The sequence below is a fragment of the Bradyrhizobium sp. USDA3516 genome, from assembly GCF_057651995.1.
This window is the reverse complement of the sequence record NZ_JBYGYN010000001.1, coordinates 1,115,984-1,129,594: the sequence shown is the minus strand read 5'-3', so window position 1 is coordinate 1,129,594 and position 13,611 is coordinate 1,115,984. Positions and strand designations below refer to the sequence as shown.

Below are 13,611 nucleotides of genomic sequence, written 5' to 3'. Positions count from 1 at the left end.
GCTACTTCGCATCCTCCAAGATCATCGTCGCACCCTTCTCCGCGATCATCGCGGTCGGCGTGTTGGTGTTGCCCGAGGTGATCGTCGGCATGATCGAGGCATCGACGATGCGCAGATTGCCGAGGCCGTAGAACCGCAGGCGTTCGTCCACCACGGCCATCGGATCGTTCGCCGTGCCCATCTTCGCGGTGCCGACCGGATGGAAGATGGTGGTGCCGATGTCGCCGGCGGCCTTCGCCAGAGAAGCGTCGTCGTCGCCGACCGTCGGCCCCGGCAAATATTCGCTGGGCCGATATTTGGCCAGTGCCTTCTGCTGCATCAGGCGGCGCGTGGTGCGAATGGCGTCCGCGGCGACCTGGCGGTCATCGTCGGTCGACAGGTAGTTCGGCGCAATGACCGGCTTCTCCTCGGGGCTCGCCGAACGAAGCCGCACGTTGCCGCGCGAGGTCGGCTGCAGATTGCAGGCGCTGACGGTGATTGCGGGAAAGCGATGCAGGGGATCGCCGAACTTGTCGAGCGACAGCGGCTGCACGTGGAACTGGATGTTGGCGCGGGCGCGCGTCGCATCGGAGCGCGTGAAAATGCCGAGCTGCGACGGTGCCATGGTCAGCGGACCGCGGCGGCGGAAGGCGTAGTCGAGCCCCATCAGGCCGCGGCGCAACAGATTGTAATAGGTCTCGTTCAGCGTGCGCACGCCCTCGACCTTGTAGATTGCGCGCTGTTGCAGGTGGTCCTGCAGATTGCGCCCGACGCCGGGCTTGTCCATGACGATGTCGATGCCGAGCGGGGACAGCCAGTCGGCCGGTCCAATGCCGGAGCGATGCAGCACCTGCACCGAGCCGATGGAGCCTGCCGAGAGGATCACCTCGCGCTTCGCCCGCGCCTCGACGATCTCGCCGTTCCGGATGAAGCGCACGCCGACGGCGCGGCCCCGCTCGATGATGAGGCGGTCGACCAGCACGTGCTTCTCGAGCCGCAGATTGGGGCGCCTCAAGGCCGGCTTGAGGAAGCCGCGCGCCGACGACCAGCGCCGGCCGCGCTTCTGGTTGACGTGGAAATAGCTGGTGCCTTCGTTGTCGCCGGTGTTGAAATCCGGGATGCGCTTGATGCCCATCTCCTCGGCGGCGTCGCCGACCGCGTCGAGGATGTCCCACGCGAGCCGTGGCGCCTCGATGCGCCAGCCGCCGCCGGCGCCGTGATGTTCGCTCGCGCCGAGAAAGTGGTCTTCCAGCCGCTTGAACAGCGGTAGCACGTCGTCGTAGCCCCAGCCGGTCATGCCGAGCTGGCGCCAATGATCGTAGTCGGCGGCCTGTCCGCGCATCGAGATCATGGCGTTGATCGCCGAGCAGCCGCCGATCACCTTGCCGCGGGGGTAGGCCAGCGAACGGCCGTTCAGGCCGGGCTCGGCCTCGGTCTTGAACATCCAGTCCGAACGCGGATTGCCGATCGCGAAGAGATAGCCGACCGGGATATGGAACCAGATCCAGTTGTCGTCGCCACCCGCTTCAAGGATGAGAACGCGGTTGCCCGGGGCGGCCGACAGCCGGTTGGCGACGATGCAGCCCGCGGTGCCGGCTCCGACGACAATGTAGTCAAACTCACCTTCAAGTCGCCTCGGCATTCTGCTTCCACCCGGATGGTCTCTTTGCTTTCCGTTAATAGGCAGACGCAGCCGACCGGGACAAGCCCGGCCATGCCGGGTGAACAGGGCTAGGCCCCGATTGCCGGCGGTTGGGTGGACCGACGCTTGCATGGTAGACAGACCTTGCATTTCCAACAGCTCGAGACCTTCCATGCCCATCGTGAACCGCGTCGCCGACCTTCAACCCGATATCCAGGCCTGGCGGCGGGACATCCATCAGCATCCCGAGCTGCTGTACGATGTCCACCGCACCGCAGCATTCGTTGCGGACCGGTTGCGCGAGTTCGGCTGCGACGAAGTCGTGACCGGTCTCGGCCAGACCGGCGTCGTCGGCGTGATCAAGGGCAACAAGCCCGCCGGCGAAGGGCTCAAGGTGATCGGCATGCGTGCCGACATGGACGCGCTGCCGGTCGAGGAGCAGACCAATCTGCCTTACGCCTCCAAGATCCCCGGCAAGATGCACGCCTGCGGCCATGACGGCCATACCGCGATGCTGCTCGGGGCGGCCCGCTACCTCGCCGAGACGCGTAATTTCGCCGGCGATGCCGTGGTGATCTTCCAGCCCGCCGAGGAGGGCGGCGCCGGCGGCGCGGCCATGGTCAAGGACGGCCTGATGGAACGCTTCGGCATCGAGCAGGTCTACGGCATGCACAACGGCCCGGGCATCCCGGTCGGCTCGTTCGCGATCCGGCCGGGCCCCATCATGGCGGCGACCGACGAGGTCGACATCATGATCGAGGGCGTCGGCGGCCATGCCGCGCGGCCGCACAAATGCGTCGATTCCGTGCTGGTCGGCGCGCAGGTGATCACGGCCCTGCAGTCGATCGTCTCGCGCAGCGTCGATCCCCTGGAATCGGCGGTCGTATCGATTTGCGAATTCCACGCCGGCAACGCCCGCAACGTCATCCCGCAGACCGCGACGCTGAGAGGCACCATCCGCACGCTGTCGCCTGACGTGCGCAAGCTGGTCGAGAAGCGCGTGCATGAGGTCGTGGCGGGCGTGGCGCAGATCACCGGCGCCAAGATCGACTTGCACTACAAGCGCAATTATCCGGTCGTGAACAATCATGCGGCGGAGACCGAAGTGGCACGGCGCATCGCCACGCAGGTTGCGGGCGAGGCCCATGTCCACGACATGGCGCCGCTGATGGGCGGCGAGGATTTCGCCTACATGCTCGAAGCGCGGCCCGGCGCCTTCATCTTCTGCGGCAACGGCGACAGCGCCGGCCTGCATCACCCCGCCTACAATTTCAACGACGAGGCGATCGTCTACGGCACGTCCTATTGGGTGAAGCTGGTCGAGGAGCAGCTCGCGGCGTCGTAAGGGCGGTGCTTCACTTACCTCGCCCCGCTTGCGGGGAGAGGTCGGAATGCGCGCGTCGCGCGGATTCCGGGTGAGGGGACTCTCGGCGAGTGCCCCTCTCACCGTGATCGCCGAAGCAGCCCCTCACCCTAACCCTCTCAGCGCGAGCGAAGCTGGTCGCGGCCCCGTAAGAACGGGAGGGGGAGAAAGCAGCACCTTCAGAACATCTGCGAGAAGATCACGTAGAGCGTGGCCGACAGCATGATTGCGCAGGGCAGCGTCAGCACCCAGGCCATCAGCAGGTTGCGGATCGTCGACCATTGCAGACCCGAACCGTTCGCCGCCATGGTGCCGGCGACGCCAGACGACAGCACATGCGTGGTTGAGACCGGCAGGCCGAACACGTCGGCGGCGCCGATCGTGCCGGCGGCGACGAGCTCCGCGGACGCCCCTTGCGCGTAGGTGAGATGGCTCTTGCCGATCTTCTCGCCGACCGTGATGACGATGCGCCTCCAGCCGATCATGGTGCCGAGGCCGAGTGCGATCGCGACCGCGATCTTCACCCAGTTGGGGATGAACTTGGTGGCGGCGTCGAGCGATCCCTTGTAGGCGTTCAGGACTGCGATCTCCTCTTTGTTGAGATCGTTCTCCTTATCCTTCATCAGGAAGCGGATCGCTTCCGAGGTCATGTACATGTCGTTGCGGGTGTTGCCGACGGCTTCCGCAGGCAGCTTGTTCAGCGTGCCGTATTTGGCGACCTGATCACCGACCTCCTTCACCAGCACGGCGAGCGAGGGATAGGTGCCCTCGTTGATGTGGCGCAGCGTGATGTACTGCGTCACGGCGGGGCGGGGATCGCCGATGATGCTGTGGCCGGCGCCCTTGGCCGAGATCACCTTGGCGGCGGCATCGGAGGTCTTCTGGAACTGGACGACCTGCGATTCCGGCAGCGCGCGGTTGAGCGCATAGGCCGTCGGCACGGTGCCGATCAGGATCAGCATGATCAGGCCCATGCCCTTCTGGCCGTCGTTCGAGCCGTGTGCGAAGCTGACGCCGGTGCAGGTCGCGATCAAGATGCCACGGATCCACAGCGGCGGCGGCTTGTTGCCTTCCGGCGCGGAATAGAGCGCCGGGTTGCGCACGATGAACTTGAGCAGGAGCAACAGCGTGGCGGCACAGATGAAGCCGAACAGGGGCGACAGCAGCAGCGCGTAGCCGATCTCGGTCGCCTTGGTCCAGTCCACGCCCGAGGTGCCGTCGCGGCCGCGCATGACGGCGTTGGCGACGCCGACGCCGATGATCGATCCGATCAGCGTGTGCGAGGAAGAGGCGGGCAGGCCGAAGAACCAGGTGCCGAGGTTCCACAGAATCGCGGCGATCAACAGCGCGAACACCATGGCGAAGCCGGCGCTGGAACCCACCTGGAGGATCAGTTCGACCGGCAGTAGCGAGACGATGCCGAAGGCGACCGCGCCGGAGGACAAGAGCACGCCGAGGAAGTTGAAGAAGCCCGACCACATCACCGCGACCTCGGCCGGCAGCGAATGGGTGTAGATCACCGTCGCCACCGCATTGGCGGTGTCATGGAAGCCGTTGACGAATTCGAAGCCGAGCGCGATCAGGAGCGCGATGAAGAGGAGGATGTAGGGCAGATAGGTCGTCACCCGCGCGCCGGTGGCATTGACGTCGACATAGATGCTGTAGGCGACGAACAGCAGGCCCCCGGCGAGCACGCCGAAGAACAGGATCATCGTCAGCGGGTTGAAGCCCTTGTCGAGATTCGGCCGTGAGGCCGGCTGGATCGGTGCGGGATCTGCTACTGCGCGGTCGAATGCAACGTCTGTCATGTCGGGACGCCCCTTAACTTTCGGTCGAGGGCATTGTCCGCGATGGATTTGAAGGCTGCATGACAACCAAGGCGCGAAAGCGCCTTGCCTGCCAGTATGTCGATGTCCTGCCAGTGCTCAGGCGGCCCGTGCGGCCTTCTTCTGCAGGCCGGCAGCGATCTTCAGATCATCGACAAAGCGTCGATACTCCAGCACCTTGGCTTCGGGATCCGGCAGCCGCAGCAGATAGGACGGATGCACCGTCACGAGCGCTTTGCGCCCGTCGGGAAGATCGATCAACCGGCCGCGGTTCTTGCCGATGGGAGTGATCTTGCCGAACACGCTTTGTGCGGCGGTGGCGCCCATCGCCACGATGAGTTCCGGCTGGATTGTCGAAACTTCCCGCTCATACCACTGCCGGCACGCCCGGATCTCGGGTGTGTTCGGCTTCTGGTGCAGGCGGATCTTTCCGCGCGGCACGAATTTGAAATGCTTCACCGCGTTGGTGACATAGACCTTCTTGCGGTCGACGCCGGCCTCCTCCAGCGCGCGATCGAGCATTTGCCCGGCCGGGCCGACGAAGGGATGGCCGGCGAGGTCTTCCTTGTCGCCGGGCTGCTCGCCGACCAGCATGATGTTGGCATTCTCAGGCCCTTCGCCGAACACGGTCTGTGTCGCGTCCTTGTAGAGATGGCAGGCGCGGCAATGCGCGGCCTCCTCGCGGAGCGCTTCGAGATCGTCGGCAGCTGGCTTGCGTTTCATCGGAGCCTCCGGCCGCTTCTGAGGCTTGTGCGGATCGGTTGCGGCATTGGCGATCATGGCGCCGGTCATGCGCTCGGCGTCCTCGATCAAGGGCTTAATGATCGAAGCCTCGGGCAGGTTCCTCCAATATTTCTTCGGCATCTCGGCCTGCATCGCCTTCACCTTGAGCCGGGCCGGATTGAAGATGCTGGCATAGTAGCGCCGCCAGGTTTCCTCCAGCCGGTCTTCGCCCGGCGCCTCGCTCTTGCTGACGCCCGGCGTGAAGGAGAGCGCATGGCCGTCCCAATGCGCGCAGAGGTCCGGCGTCAGGATCGACCAGGGCATGTCGGCGAAGCGCTTGGCGAAGAACGGCGCGGCGAGCTCGACGACGTGATGCTCCGGCTCGAACCAGGCGACGTAGTGCGCCTGGCGTTCCCGGCCGATCTCGCGGAAGCGCACGAAGGCATGCATCTTGTGCTCGTCGCGATAGACCGCTTTCGCCATGGCCGTGACAAGCGCGACATCGGGGTCGGTCGCAACCTCGAGGAGATCGTGATTGTCCTTCAGCCGGAACAGCAGGCGAAAGAGGATCGCAAAGCGTTCGTCATCGCGATGCAGGATCGCCGCCTTGGCGAGCTCGACGAATTTGCCTGGTACGTTGAAGGTACCGTCGTTCACCTCGAGGATCGGAGACGGCAAGGACGGTGCGAACAGCTCGGCTTCGCGGCCCTGTACGGTCCAGGTGACGTCGCCGGGCGGCACGTGATGGAGCACGAGGCTGCGCGCGGCCTTGCGCCAGCCGTCGAAGTCGGTTTCGGTGTCGAGCATGATGTACTGCATCAGAAGCCAAATCCCAGTTGCGTTGCCTTGGGCTTGAACCGTTCGATCAGCCCGGCTGCATCGAGACGATGCGGTGAGGGACGGTGATCGCTGAGGACGATGAACGGCAGCGCCTTGTTGCGGGGCACATGCAGCCGCGCGAGATCGGCGAGGCGGATCGTGGTGGTGCGCCGCGTCGCGAGGATGCGTTCGACCGTCCTGGTGCCGAAGCCCGGCACGCGCAAAAGCTCCTCGCGGCTGGCGCGGTTGACGTCGAGCGGGAAGCGGTCGCGGTGGCGCAGCGCCCAGGCCAGCTTGGGATCGATGTCGAGCGGCAGCATCGCACTGTCGTCGACGATCTCGCCGACGTCGAAGCCGTAGAACCGCATCAGCCAGTCGGCCTGGTAGAGCCGGTGCTCGCGCAGCAGCGGCGGCGCCCGCAGGGGCAGGGCGCGGCTGGCATCAGGGATCGGGCTGAACGCGGAGTAATAGACGCGCCGCAGGCGGTAGGCGCCGTAGAGATTGGCGCTGGTGTGGAGAATGGTGTGATCGGAGGCGCTATCTGCGCCGACGATCATCTGCGTGCTCTGGCCGGCCGGCGCAAAGCGCTGCGGCTTGGCCTTTGTTTGCGTTGTGCGGTTCTCCTCGGCCTCGTCCAGCTTGAGCCGCAGCCGGCCCATGGTGCGGCGGATCGCGCGCACGTCCTTCTCCGGCGCGAATTGCTGCAGACTGGTCTCCTCAGGCATCTCGATGTTGATCGAAAGACGGTCGGCATATTTGCCGGCCTCCACGATCAGCGCGTCGTCGGCCTCGGGAATGGTCTTCAAATGGATGTAGCCGCGGAAATGATGCTCCTCGCGCAGCTTTCGCGCGACGCTCACCACTTGCTCCATGGTGTAGTCGGGGCTGCGGATGATGCCGGAGGAGAGAAACAGGCCCTCGATATAGTTGCGCCGGTAGAAGTCGAGCGTGAGCTTGACCACTTCGTCGATGGTGAAGCGGGCGCGGGCTACGTTCGAGGAGGCGCGGTTGACGCAATAGAGGCAATCGTAATTGCAGGCGTTGGTCAGCAGCACCTTGAGCAGCGAGATGCAGCGTCCGTCCGGCGCGTAGGAATGGCAGATGCCCATGCCCGGCGCGGTCGAGCCCATGCCCTTGCCGTCGCTGGAATCCCGCTTCTCGGTGCCGCTGGAGGCGCAGGATGCGTCGTATTTGGCGGCGTCCGCCAGAATCTCCAGCTTGCGTTGTACGTCCATGTTTGATCTCTTTGATTCCGCTCATGAATCTTTGGATGCGCCAATTCGATTGACTCTGTCGGCGCCGTTAGCTTTATATTAGAACATATCATGAACAAATGAGCCAGCTGCTGGTTCTCTTTTTGAGAGCCATCGGCAATCACCTCTGAGGAGCGGCGAGCATGAGCGGCGCACGTATGAGCGCGCTTGCGACCTTGCGTAGCCAGATCGAGCGCATCGAGACGGCGGAAGTCGTGCATCCGCACGATCGCATCGCGCTCGGCCATGGCGCGGCCGACGCCGCGCTGAAGGGCGGGCTCGCGCGCGCGGCGATCCACGAGGTGTTTTGCGAAGGGCGTCAGGGCGCGGCCGCGACGGGCTTTGTCATGGGCCTTGCGGGACGCGTGAGCGCACGCCGGCCGCTATTGTGGGTGCGGCAGGATTTTTCGGAGCGCGAAACCGGCGCGCTGTCGATGAGCGGGCTATCCGAGCTCGGCCTCGATCCGCGCCGTGTGGTGATGGTGCGCGCCGCCAATGTCGAGAGCGCGCTGCGCACCTCGGCCGACGCGCTTGCCTGCGATGCGCTCGGCGCCGTCGTGCTCGAGCTCTGGGGCGAGACCAGGCAGTTCGATCCGGTAGCAAGCCGCAAGCTGACGCTGGCCGCGCAAGGCTCGGGCGTCACCGGCCTCTTGCTGCGGATGGCCGCGCAGCCGCTGCCCTCGACCGCGGAGACCAGGTGGATGCTGCGTGCGGCGCATTCGCCGCCGGGCTCGGTGTGGAATGCCTGGGGCGCGCCGGTGTTCGATGCCGAGCTCTTGCGCAATCGTCATGGCCCATGCGGCCGGTGGATCATGGAATGGAATTGTGATGAGTGCCAGTTCAGTGAACCCTCGACGTATCCTCAGCCTGTGGCTGCCGCGCCTGCCCATCGACAGGATCCAGCGGTTCGTTGGCAGCGCCGGGCTGGGTAAAACCAATCCTGAGCCCGATATCGTCGTCATCAAGGACAACAATGCGCTGGTGATCCATGCGCTGGACGAGGCCGCCGAGCGCCTCGGCCTGTATATCGGCCAGCCGCTCGCCAATGCGCGGGCGATGTGCCCGGACTTGCGTGTGTTCGACGCCGATACCGTGGCCGATGCGAAGACGCTCAGCGATATCGCCGATTGGTGCGACCGCTTCACGCCGCTGGTGGCGCTCGATCCGCCGCACGGGCTGTTCCTGGATATCACCGGCTGTGCGCATCTGTTCGGCGGCGAGGCCACATTGTTGCGGACATTGGTCCGCGCATTGGGCCGCCAAGGCTTTGCCGTCAGCGCGGCGATCGCGGGCACCTCGATCTGCGCCCGCACGCTGACGCGGCAGGTAGCCGGCTCCATCGTGGCCGATGGCGGCGAGGCGGAAGCGATCAGGTCGTTTCCGGTCTCCGCGCTCGGCGCGGGTGAAGCCATCACCACCGGCCTGCGCCGCGCCGGGCTGAAGACCATCGGCGACGTCGCCTCGCGCAGCGCCTCCGAGATCACGGCGCGGTTCGGTGCGCGCTTCTCCACGCTGCTCGCCCATGCGCTGGGGCAGGGCGATACGCCGATCAGCCCGCGCAAACCGCTGCCCGACTATATCGTGGAAAAACGCTTTGCCGAGCCGATCGCGACCGACACCATGATCGCGATGACGCTGTCGCGGCTGGCCGACACGTTGATCGCGTCCATGGAGAAGCAGGGCAAAGGCGCGCGGCGGCTTGAAGCGGCGTTCTTCCGCACCGACGGTGTGGTGCGTATGATTACGGTCGAGACCGGACGTCCGGTAACGCGAAGCGCCGTGGTCGACCGCTTGTTCCGCGAGCGGCTCGATGCACTCGCCGATCCCCTCGATCCCGGCTTCGGCTTCGACATGGTGCGATTGTCGGCCAGCCGCACCGAGATCGTGGTGCAGGAGCAGCGCGATCTCGATGCCCATGTCCACGACAATGACGAGCTCGCCGCGCTGATCGACCGCATCGCCGCGCGCATCGGCGGCAAGCGTGTCGTCGTGCACCTGCCGCAGGATACCCATATCCCCGAAAGCGCGGTGCTGGCCGCATCGGCGCAGCATCATCTCGCTGCCGCCATGCAGGCCGAATGGCCGGCGCGCGTCGCGAGCGAGCCGCCGCTGCGTCCGTTGCGGCTGTTCGACAAGCCGGAGCCGATCAAGGTGCCGTTCGCGACCGTGCCCGATGGCCCGCCGCATCAATTCACCTGGCGGCGCGCGCTGCATGCGGTGGTGCGGGTGGAAGGGCCCGAGCGCATCGCGATGGAATGGTGGCGGCAGGACGGCAAGCAGCTGACACGGGATTATTTCCGCATCGAGGATGCCGAAGGCCTGCGCTTCTGGATCTTTCGCGACGGTCTCTATGAGGGAGAGGTGTTCGATGGTGACGGCAAGCCGGCGTCTCCCGGCTGGTATGTGCATGGTCTTTTCGCATGAACAGCCCCGCTTATGCCGAGATCGGCATCACCACCAATTTCTCTTTCCTGCGCGGCGGCTCGGATCCGCGCGCCTATGTGCATCAGGCGAGCGCTTTAGGAATTCCGGTGATCGGCATTGCCGATCACAACACGCTCGCGGGTGTGGTGCGGGCCTACAAGGAGCTCGACAATGACAAAGTGCTGCACAAGCCTAAGCTGCTGATCGGTGCGCGCATCGTCTTCAGCGACGGCACGCCCGACATCCTGGTCTATCCGCGTGATCGCGCGGCCTATGGCCGGCTGTGCCAGCTCCTGACAAGGGGCAAGCGCGGCGACGACATCACGCGGATCGAGAAGGGCGAGTGCCATCTCACCCTCGCCGATCTCCTGGAATTCTCGGAAGGCCAACTCCTGGTGTTGACGCTGCCGCATCGTTTCGAGCCGGCGCGGGCGCTGGATGTCCTCGCAAAGCTGAAGGCGAGCCGTGCCGAGGGCGTGTGGCTGGCGGCGAGCCTGCTCTATCGCGGCGACGACAGGCGTCGTCTCTCGCGGCTCGATGATCTCGCGGCAAAGGCCAAGGTGCCGCTGCTCGCGACCAACGAGGTGCTGTATCACGATCCCGGCCGCCGTCCGCTTCAGGATGTGCTGACCTGCATCCGGGAAAAGACCACGATCGAGGCGATTGGGCGGAAGTTAGAGGCCAATGCCGAGCGCTTCTTGAAGACCCCGCGCGAAATGGCGCGGCTGTTCCGCGATTTTCCCGAGGCGATCGCGCAGACCATGCGCTTTGCGGACGTAATCGAGTTCTCGCTCGATCAGCTCAAGTACCAATATCCCGACGAGCCGGTGCCGCCGGGCAAGACTGCGCAAGGGCATCTGGAGGATCTGACCTGGGCGGGCGTCGACAAATATTTCGGCGGCAAGATCGAGGACAAGCTGCGCGCGACGCTCAACAAGGAGCTCGCGCTGATCGCCGAGCTGAAATACGCGCACTACTTCCTCACCGTGCACGACATCGTGCATTACGCACGCAGCCAGAACATTTTGTGCCAGGGCCGCGGCTCAGCGGCGAACTCGGCCGTGTGCTACGTGCTCGGCATCACCTCGGTCGACCCGACCAAGGTGGACCTCTTGTTCGAGCGCTTCATCTCCAAGGAGCGGCTGGAGCCGCCCGACATCGACGTCGATTTCGAGCATTCGCGCCGTGAGGAGGTAATGCAATATGTCTATCGCCGCTACGGCCGACACCGCGCCGCGATCATCGCCACCGTCATCCATTATCGCCCGCGCAGCGCTATCCGCGACGTTGGCAAGGCGCTCGGCCTGACCGAGGACGTCACCGCCGCACTCGCCGATACCGTCTGGGGCAGCTGGGGCAAAGGCCTCAACGACATGCAGGTCCGGCAGGCCGGGCTCGATCCCGGCAATCCCATGATCAACCTCGCGGTCGAGCTTGCGACCGAGCTGATCGAATTCCCGCGCCATCTCTCCCAGCATGTCGGCGGCTATGTGCTGACCCAGGACCGGCTCGACACCTATGTGCCGATCGGCAATGCCGCGATGGACGACCGCACCTTCATCGAATGGGACAAGGACGACGTCGACGCGCTTCGTATGATGAAGGTCGACGTGCTCGCCCTGGGCATGCTGACCTGCATCCGGAAATGTTTCGATCTGATCGACCAGCACAAGGGCGAGCGTTTTGTGCTGGCGAGCGTCCCGCAGGACGACCCCAGGGTCTACGACATGCTGTGCCGCGGGGAATCGCTCGGCGTGTTCCAGGTCGAGAGCCGCGCGCAGATGAACATGCTGCCGCGCTTGAGGCCGCGTACCTTCTACGATCTCGTCATCGAAGTCGCGATCGTGCGCCCCGGTCCGATCCAGGGCGACATGGTGCATCCTTATTTGCGGCGGCGGAACGGCCTGGAAAAAGTGAGCTATCCGTCTCCGTCACCGGATCACGGCGACAAGGACGAGCTTTACAATGTGCTGCACAAGACGCTTGGTGTCCCGCTGTTCCAGGAGCAGGCGATGCGCATTGCGATCGAGGCCGCACATTTCACCTCCGAGGAAGCCAACGGCCTGCGCCGCTCGATGGCGACCTTCCGCAATGTCGGCACCATCGGCCAGTACGAGGAGAAGCTGATTGGCAACATGGTCGCCCGCGGCTACGATCCCAACTTCGCCAAAAGCTGCTTCGACCAGATCAAGGGATTCGGCTCCTACGGCTTTCCGGAGAGCCATGCCGCGAGCTTTGCACAGCTGGTCTACATTTCGTCGTGGCTGAAGCACTATCATCCCGACGCCTTCTGCTGCGGGTTGTTGAACTCGCAGCCGATGGGCTTTTATGCGCCGGCGCAGATCGTCGGCGATGCCCGCAAGAACGGCGTCGAGGTGCGCGACATCGATGTGTCCTACAGCTTTGCGCAGAACACGCTGGAGCAGGGGAGCGGCAAATACTGCGCCGTGCGGCTGGGCTTCCGCCAGATCGATGGATTCCACTGGCTGGACGAGGACGAGGAGCGCCTGAAGCGCTCTCAGCTGTCATTCCGGGGCGCGCCATTTGGCGCGAGCCCGGAATCCATTGGGCCGCATTTGCCTGGAGGAATGGATTCTCAGATGCGCAATTGCGCATCAGAGCTCGATGCTGACGCATCGCCCCGGAATGACAAGAGAGAGGACTGGGCCGACCGCATCGTCGCCGCGCGCAACCGTCGTCCCTTCACCTCGCTGGAGGATTTCGCCCGCGACACCGGCCTGCCCAAACGCGCGCTGATCCTGTTGGCGGATGCCGATGCGTTCCGCTCGCTCGGGCTCGACCGCCGCGAAGCGCTGTGGCAGGTGCGGCGGCTGCCCGACGACGTGCCGCTACCGCTGTTCGAGGCGGCGACCGCGCGCGAGCAGCCGGACGAAGGCGCAAAGCCGCTGCCGGTGATGCCGCGCGCAGAGCAGGTGGTTGCCGATTACCAGACCATCCGCCTGTCGCTGAAGGGACATCCGATGGAATTCCTGCGCGAGATGTTGACGCGCGAGCGTATCGTCGCCTGCAAGGAGATCAGCCATGAGAACGAGCGGCGCCGCGTCCGCTGCGCCGGCGTGGTCCTGGTGCGACAGCGGCCGGGCAGCGCCAGCGGCGTCGTGTTCATGACGCTGGAGGACGAAACCGGCATCGCCAATGTCGTGGTCTGGCCCAAGATCATGGAGCAGTACCGGAAAGAGGTGATGGGCGCGCGCCTCATCCTGGTCGAAGGCTACATCCAGAGCAGCCCGGAGAAGGTGACGCATCTCATCGCCCAGCGCATGGTCGACCGCTCGCACGATCTGGTCGGATTGGCCAACGATGCGCTCGGCCGCAAGCATCCGCTGCCCGCAGGCGCCACCGTGGTCGAACCGCTCAACGAAGATCCGCGCGCGCTTGCGGATAGCCCAGCGCAAAAAATCCGCCACCCCCGCAACGTCCGCATCCTGCCGCCGTCGCGGGATTTTCATTGACGTATTGAGCGAGCTTTCCGCCTCACCGTCATTGCTTCGCTGTGCTCGCAATGACGAGAGTGTTGAGCGACCATGCACCACACTCGCAGTCGTCATACCCGCGAAAGCG

At 64.9% G+C, this 13,611-nt stretch carries 8 protein-coding genes; 4 read left to right on the top strand and 4 right to left on the bottom strand.

From position 1 onward, the window contains the following. Position 1 precedes the first annotated feature (1 nt). A complete protein-coding gene (locus tag AC24YW_RS05390; protein WP_487481729.1) occupies positions 2–1,621 on the bottom strand; it encodes a GMC family oxidoreductase in 1,620 nt (539 codons plus the stop codon). Between the two features lie 172 nt (positions 1,622–1,793). Here AC24YW_RS05390 and AC24YW_RS05385 point away from each other — a divergent pair, with 172 nt between their 5' ends. Then, on the top strand, positions 1,794–2,966 hold the full coding sequence (locus AC24YW_RS05385; RefSeq protein WP_487481728.1) for a M20 aminoacylase family protein: 1,173 nt from the start codon (positions 1,794–1,796) through the stop codon (positions 2,964–2,966). Positions 2,967–3,163: 197 nt separating this feature from the next. Here the strand turns inward: AC24YW_RS05385 and AC24YW_RS05380 are convergent, their stop codons facing one another. The 3 genes from AC24YW_RS05380 to AC24YW_RS05370 all read right to left on the bottom strand — a co-directional run bounded on the left by AC24YW_RS05380 (position 3,164) and on the right by AC24YW_RS05370 (position 7,587). Continuing rightward, the gene (locus AC24YW_RS05380; RefSeq protein WP_487481727.1) at positions 3,164–4,792 is read right to left on the bottom strand and encodes an inorganic phosphate transporter; all 1,629 of its coding nucleotides are present in this window, start codon (positions 4,790–4,792) and stop codon (positions 3,164–3,166) included. 117 nt (positions 4,793–4,909) lie between these two features. Continuing rightward, positions 4,910–6,352 carry a UdgX family uracil-DNA binding protein gene (locus tag AC24YW_RS05375; protein WP_487481726.1) on the bottom strand — a complete coding sequence of 481 codons (1,443 nt, stop codon included), beginning with the start codon at positions 6,350–6,352 and terminating at the stop codon, positions 4,910–4,912. Then, positions 6,352–7,587 carry a putative DNA modification/repair radical SAM protein gene (locus tag AC24YW_RS05370; protein WP_487481725.1) on the bottom strand — a complete coding sequence of 412 codons (1,236 nt, stop codon included), beginning with the start codon at positions 7,585–7,587 and terminating at the stop codon, positions 6,352–6,354. The genes AC24YW_RS05375 and AC24YW_RS05370 overlap by 1 nt, the downstream gene beginning before the upstream one ends. Before the next feature lie 161 nt (positions 7,588–7,748). On the opposite strand from AC24YW_RS05370, the gene AC24YW_RS05365 reads away from it, so the two are divergent. The 3 genes from AC24YW_RS05365 to AC24YW_RS05355 are packed head-to-tail and all read left to right on the top strand — an operon-like array spanning position 7,749 to position 13,502. Continuing rightward, entirely contained in the window at positions 7,749–8,537 is a 789-nt protein-coding gene (locus AC24YW_RS05365) for an ImuA family protein (protein ID WP_487481724.1), read from the top strand. Further along, complete coding sequence (locus AC24YW_RS05360) at positions 8,434–10,029, top strand: Y-family DNA polymerase (protein WP_487481723.1); 1,596 nt, start codon at positions 8,434–8,436, stop codon at positions 10,027–10,029. The genes AC24YW_RS05365 and AC24YW_RS05360 overlap by 104 nt, the downstream gene beginning before the upstream one ends. After that, positions 10,026–13,502, top strand: coding sequence for an error-prone DNA polymerase (locus AC24YW_RS05355; RefSeq protein WP_487481722.1), 3,477 nt, complete (start codon positions 10,026–10,028; stop codon positions 13,500–13,502). The genes AC24YW_RS05360 and AC24YW_RS05355 overlap by 4 nt, the downstream gene beginning before the upstream one ends. Positions 13,503–13,611: the final 109 nt, after the last annotated feature.

Coding starts and splice junctions, on each gene's coding strand:
- AC24YW_RS05360 (WP_487481723.1), top strand. CDS start 8,434: ATGAGTGCCAGTTCAGTGAACCCTCGACGTATCCTCAGCCTGTGGCTG.
- AC24YW_RS05385 (WP_487481728.1), top strand. CDS start 1,794: ATGCCCATCGTGAACCGCGTCGCCGACCTTCAACCCGATATCCAGGCC.
- AC24YW_RS05365 (WP_487481724.1), top strand. CDS start 7,749: ATGAGCGGCGCACGTATGAGCGCGCTTGCGACCTTGCGTAGCCAGATC.
- AC24YW_RS05375 (WP_487481726.1), bottom strand. CDS start 6,352: ATGCAGTACATCATGCTCGACACCGAAACCGACTTCGACGGCTGGCGC.
- AC24YW_RS05390 (WP_487481729.1), bottom strand. CDS start 1,621: ATGCCGAGGCGACTTGAAGGTGAGTTTGACTACATTGTCGTCGGAGCC.
- AC24YW_RS05370 (WP_487481725.1), bottom strand. CDS start 7,587: ATGGACGTACAACGCAAGCTGGAGATTCTGGCGGACGCCGCCAAATAC.
- AC24YW_RS05380 (WP_487481727.1), bottom strand. CDS start 4,792: ATGACAGACGTTGCATTCGACCGCGCAGTAGCAGATCCCGCACCGATC.
- AC24YW_RS05355 (WP_487481722.1), top strand. CDS start 10,026: ATGAACAGCCCCGCTTATGCCGAGATCGGCATCACCACCAATTTCTCT.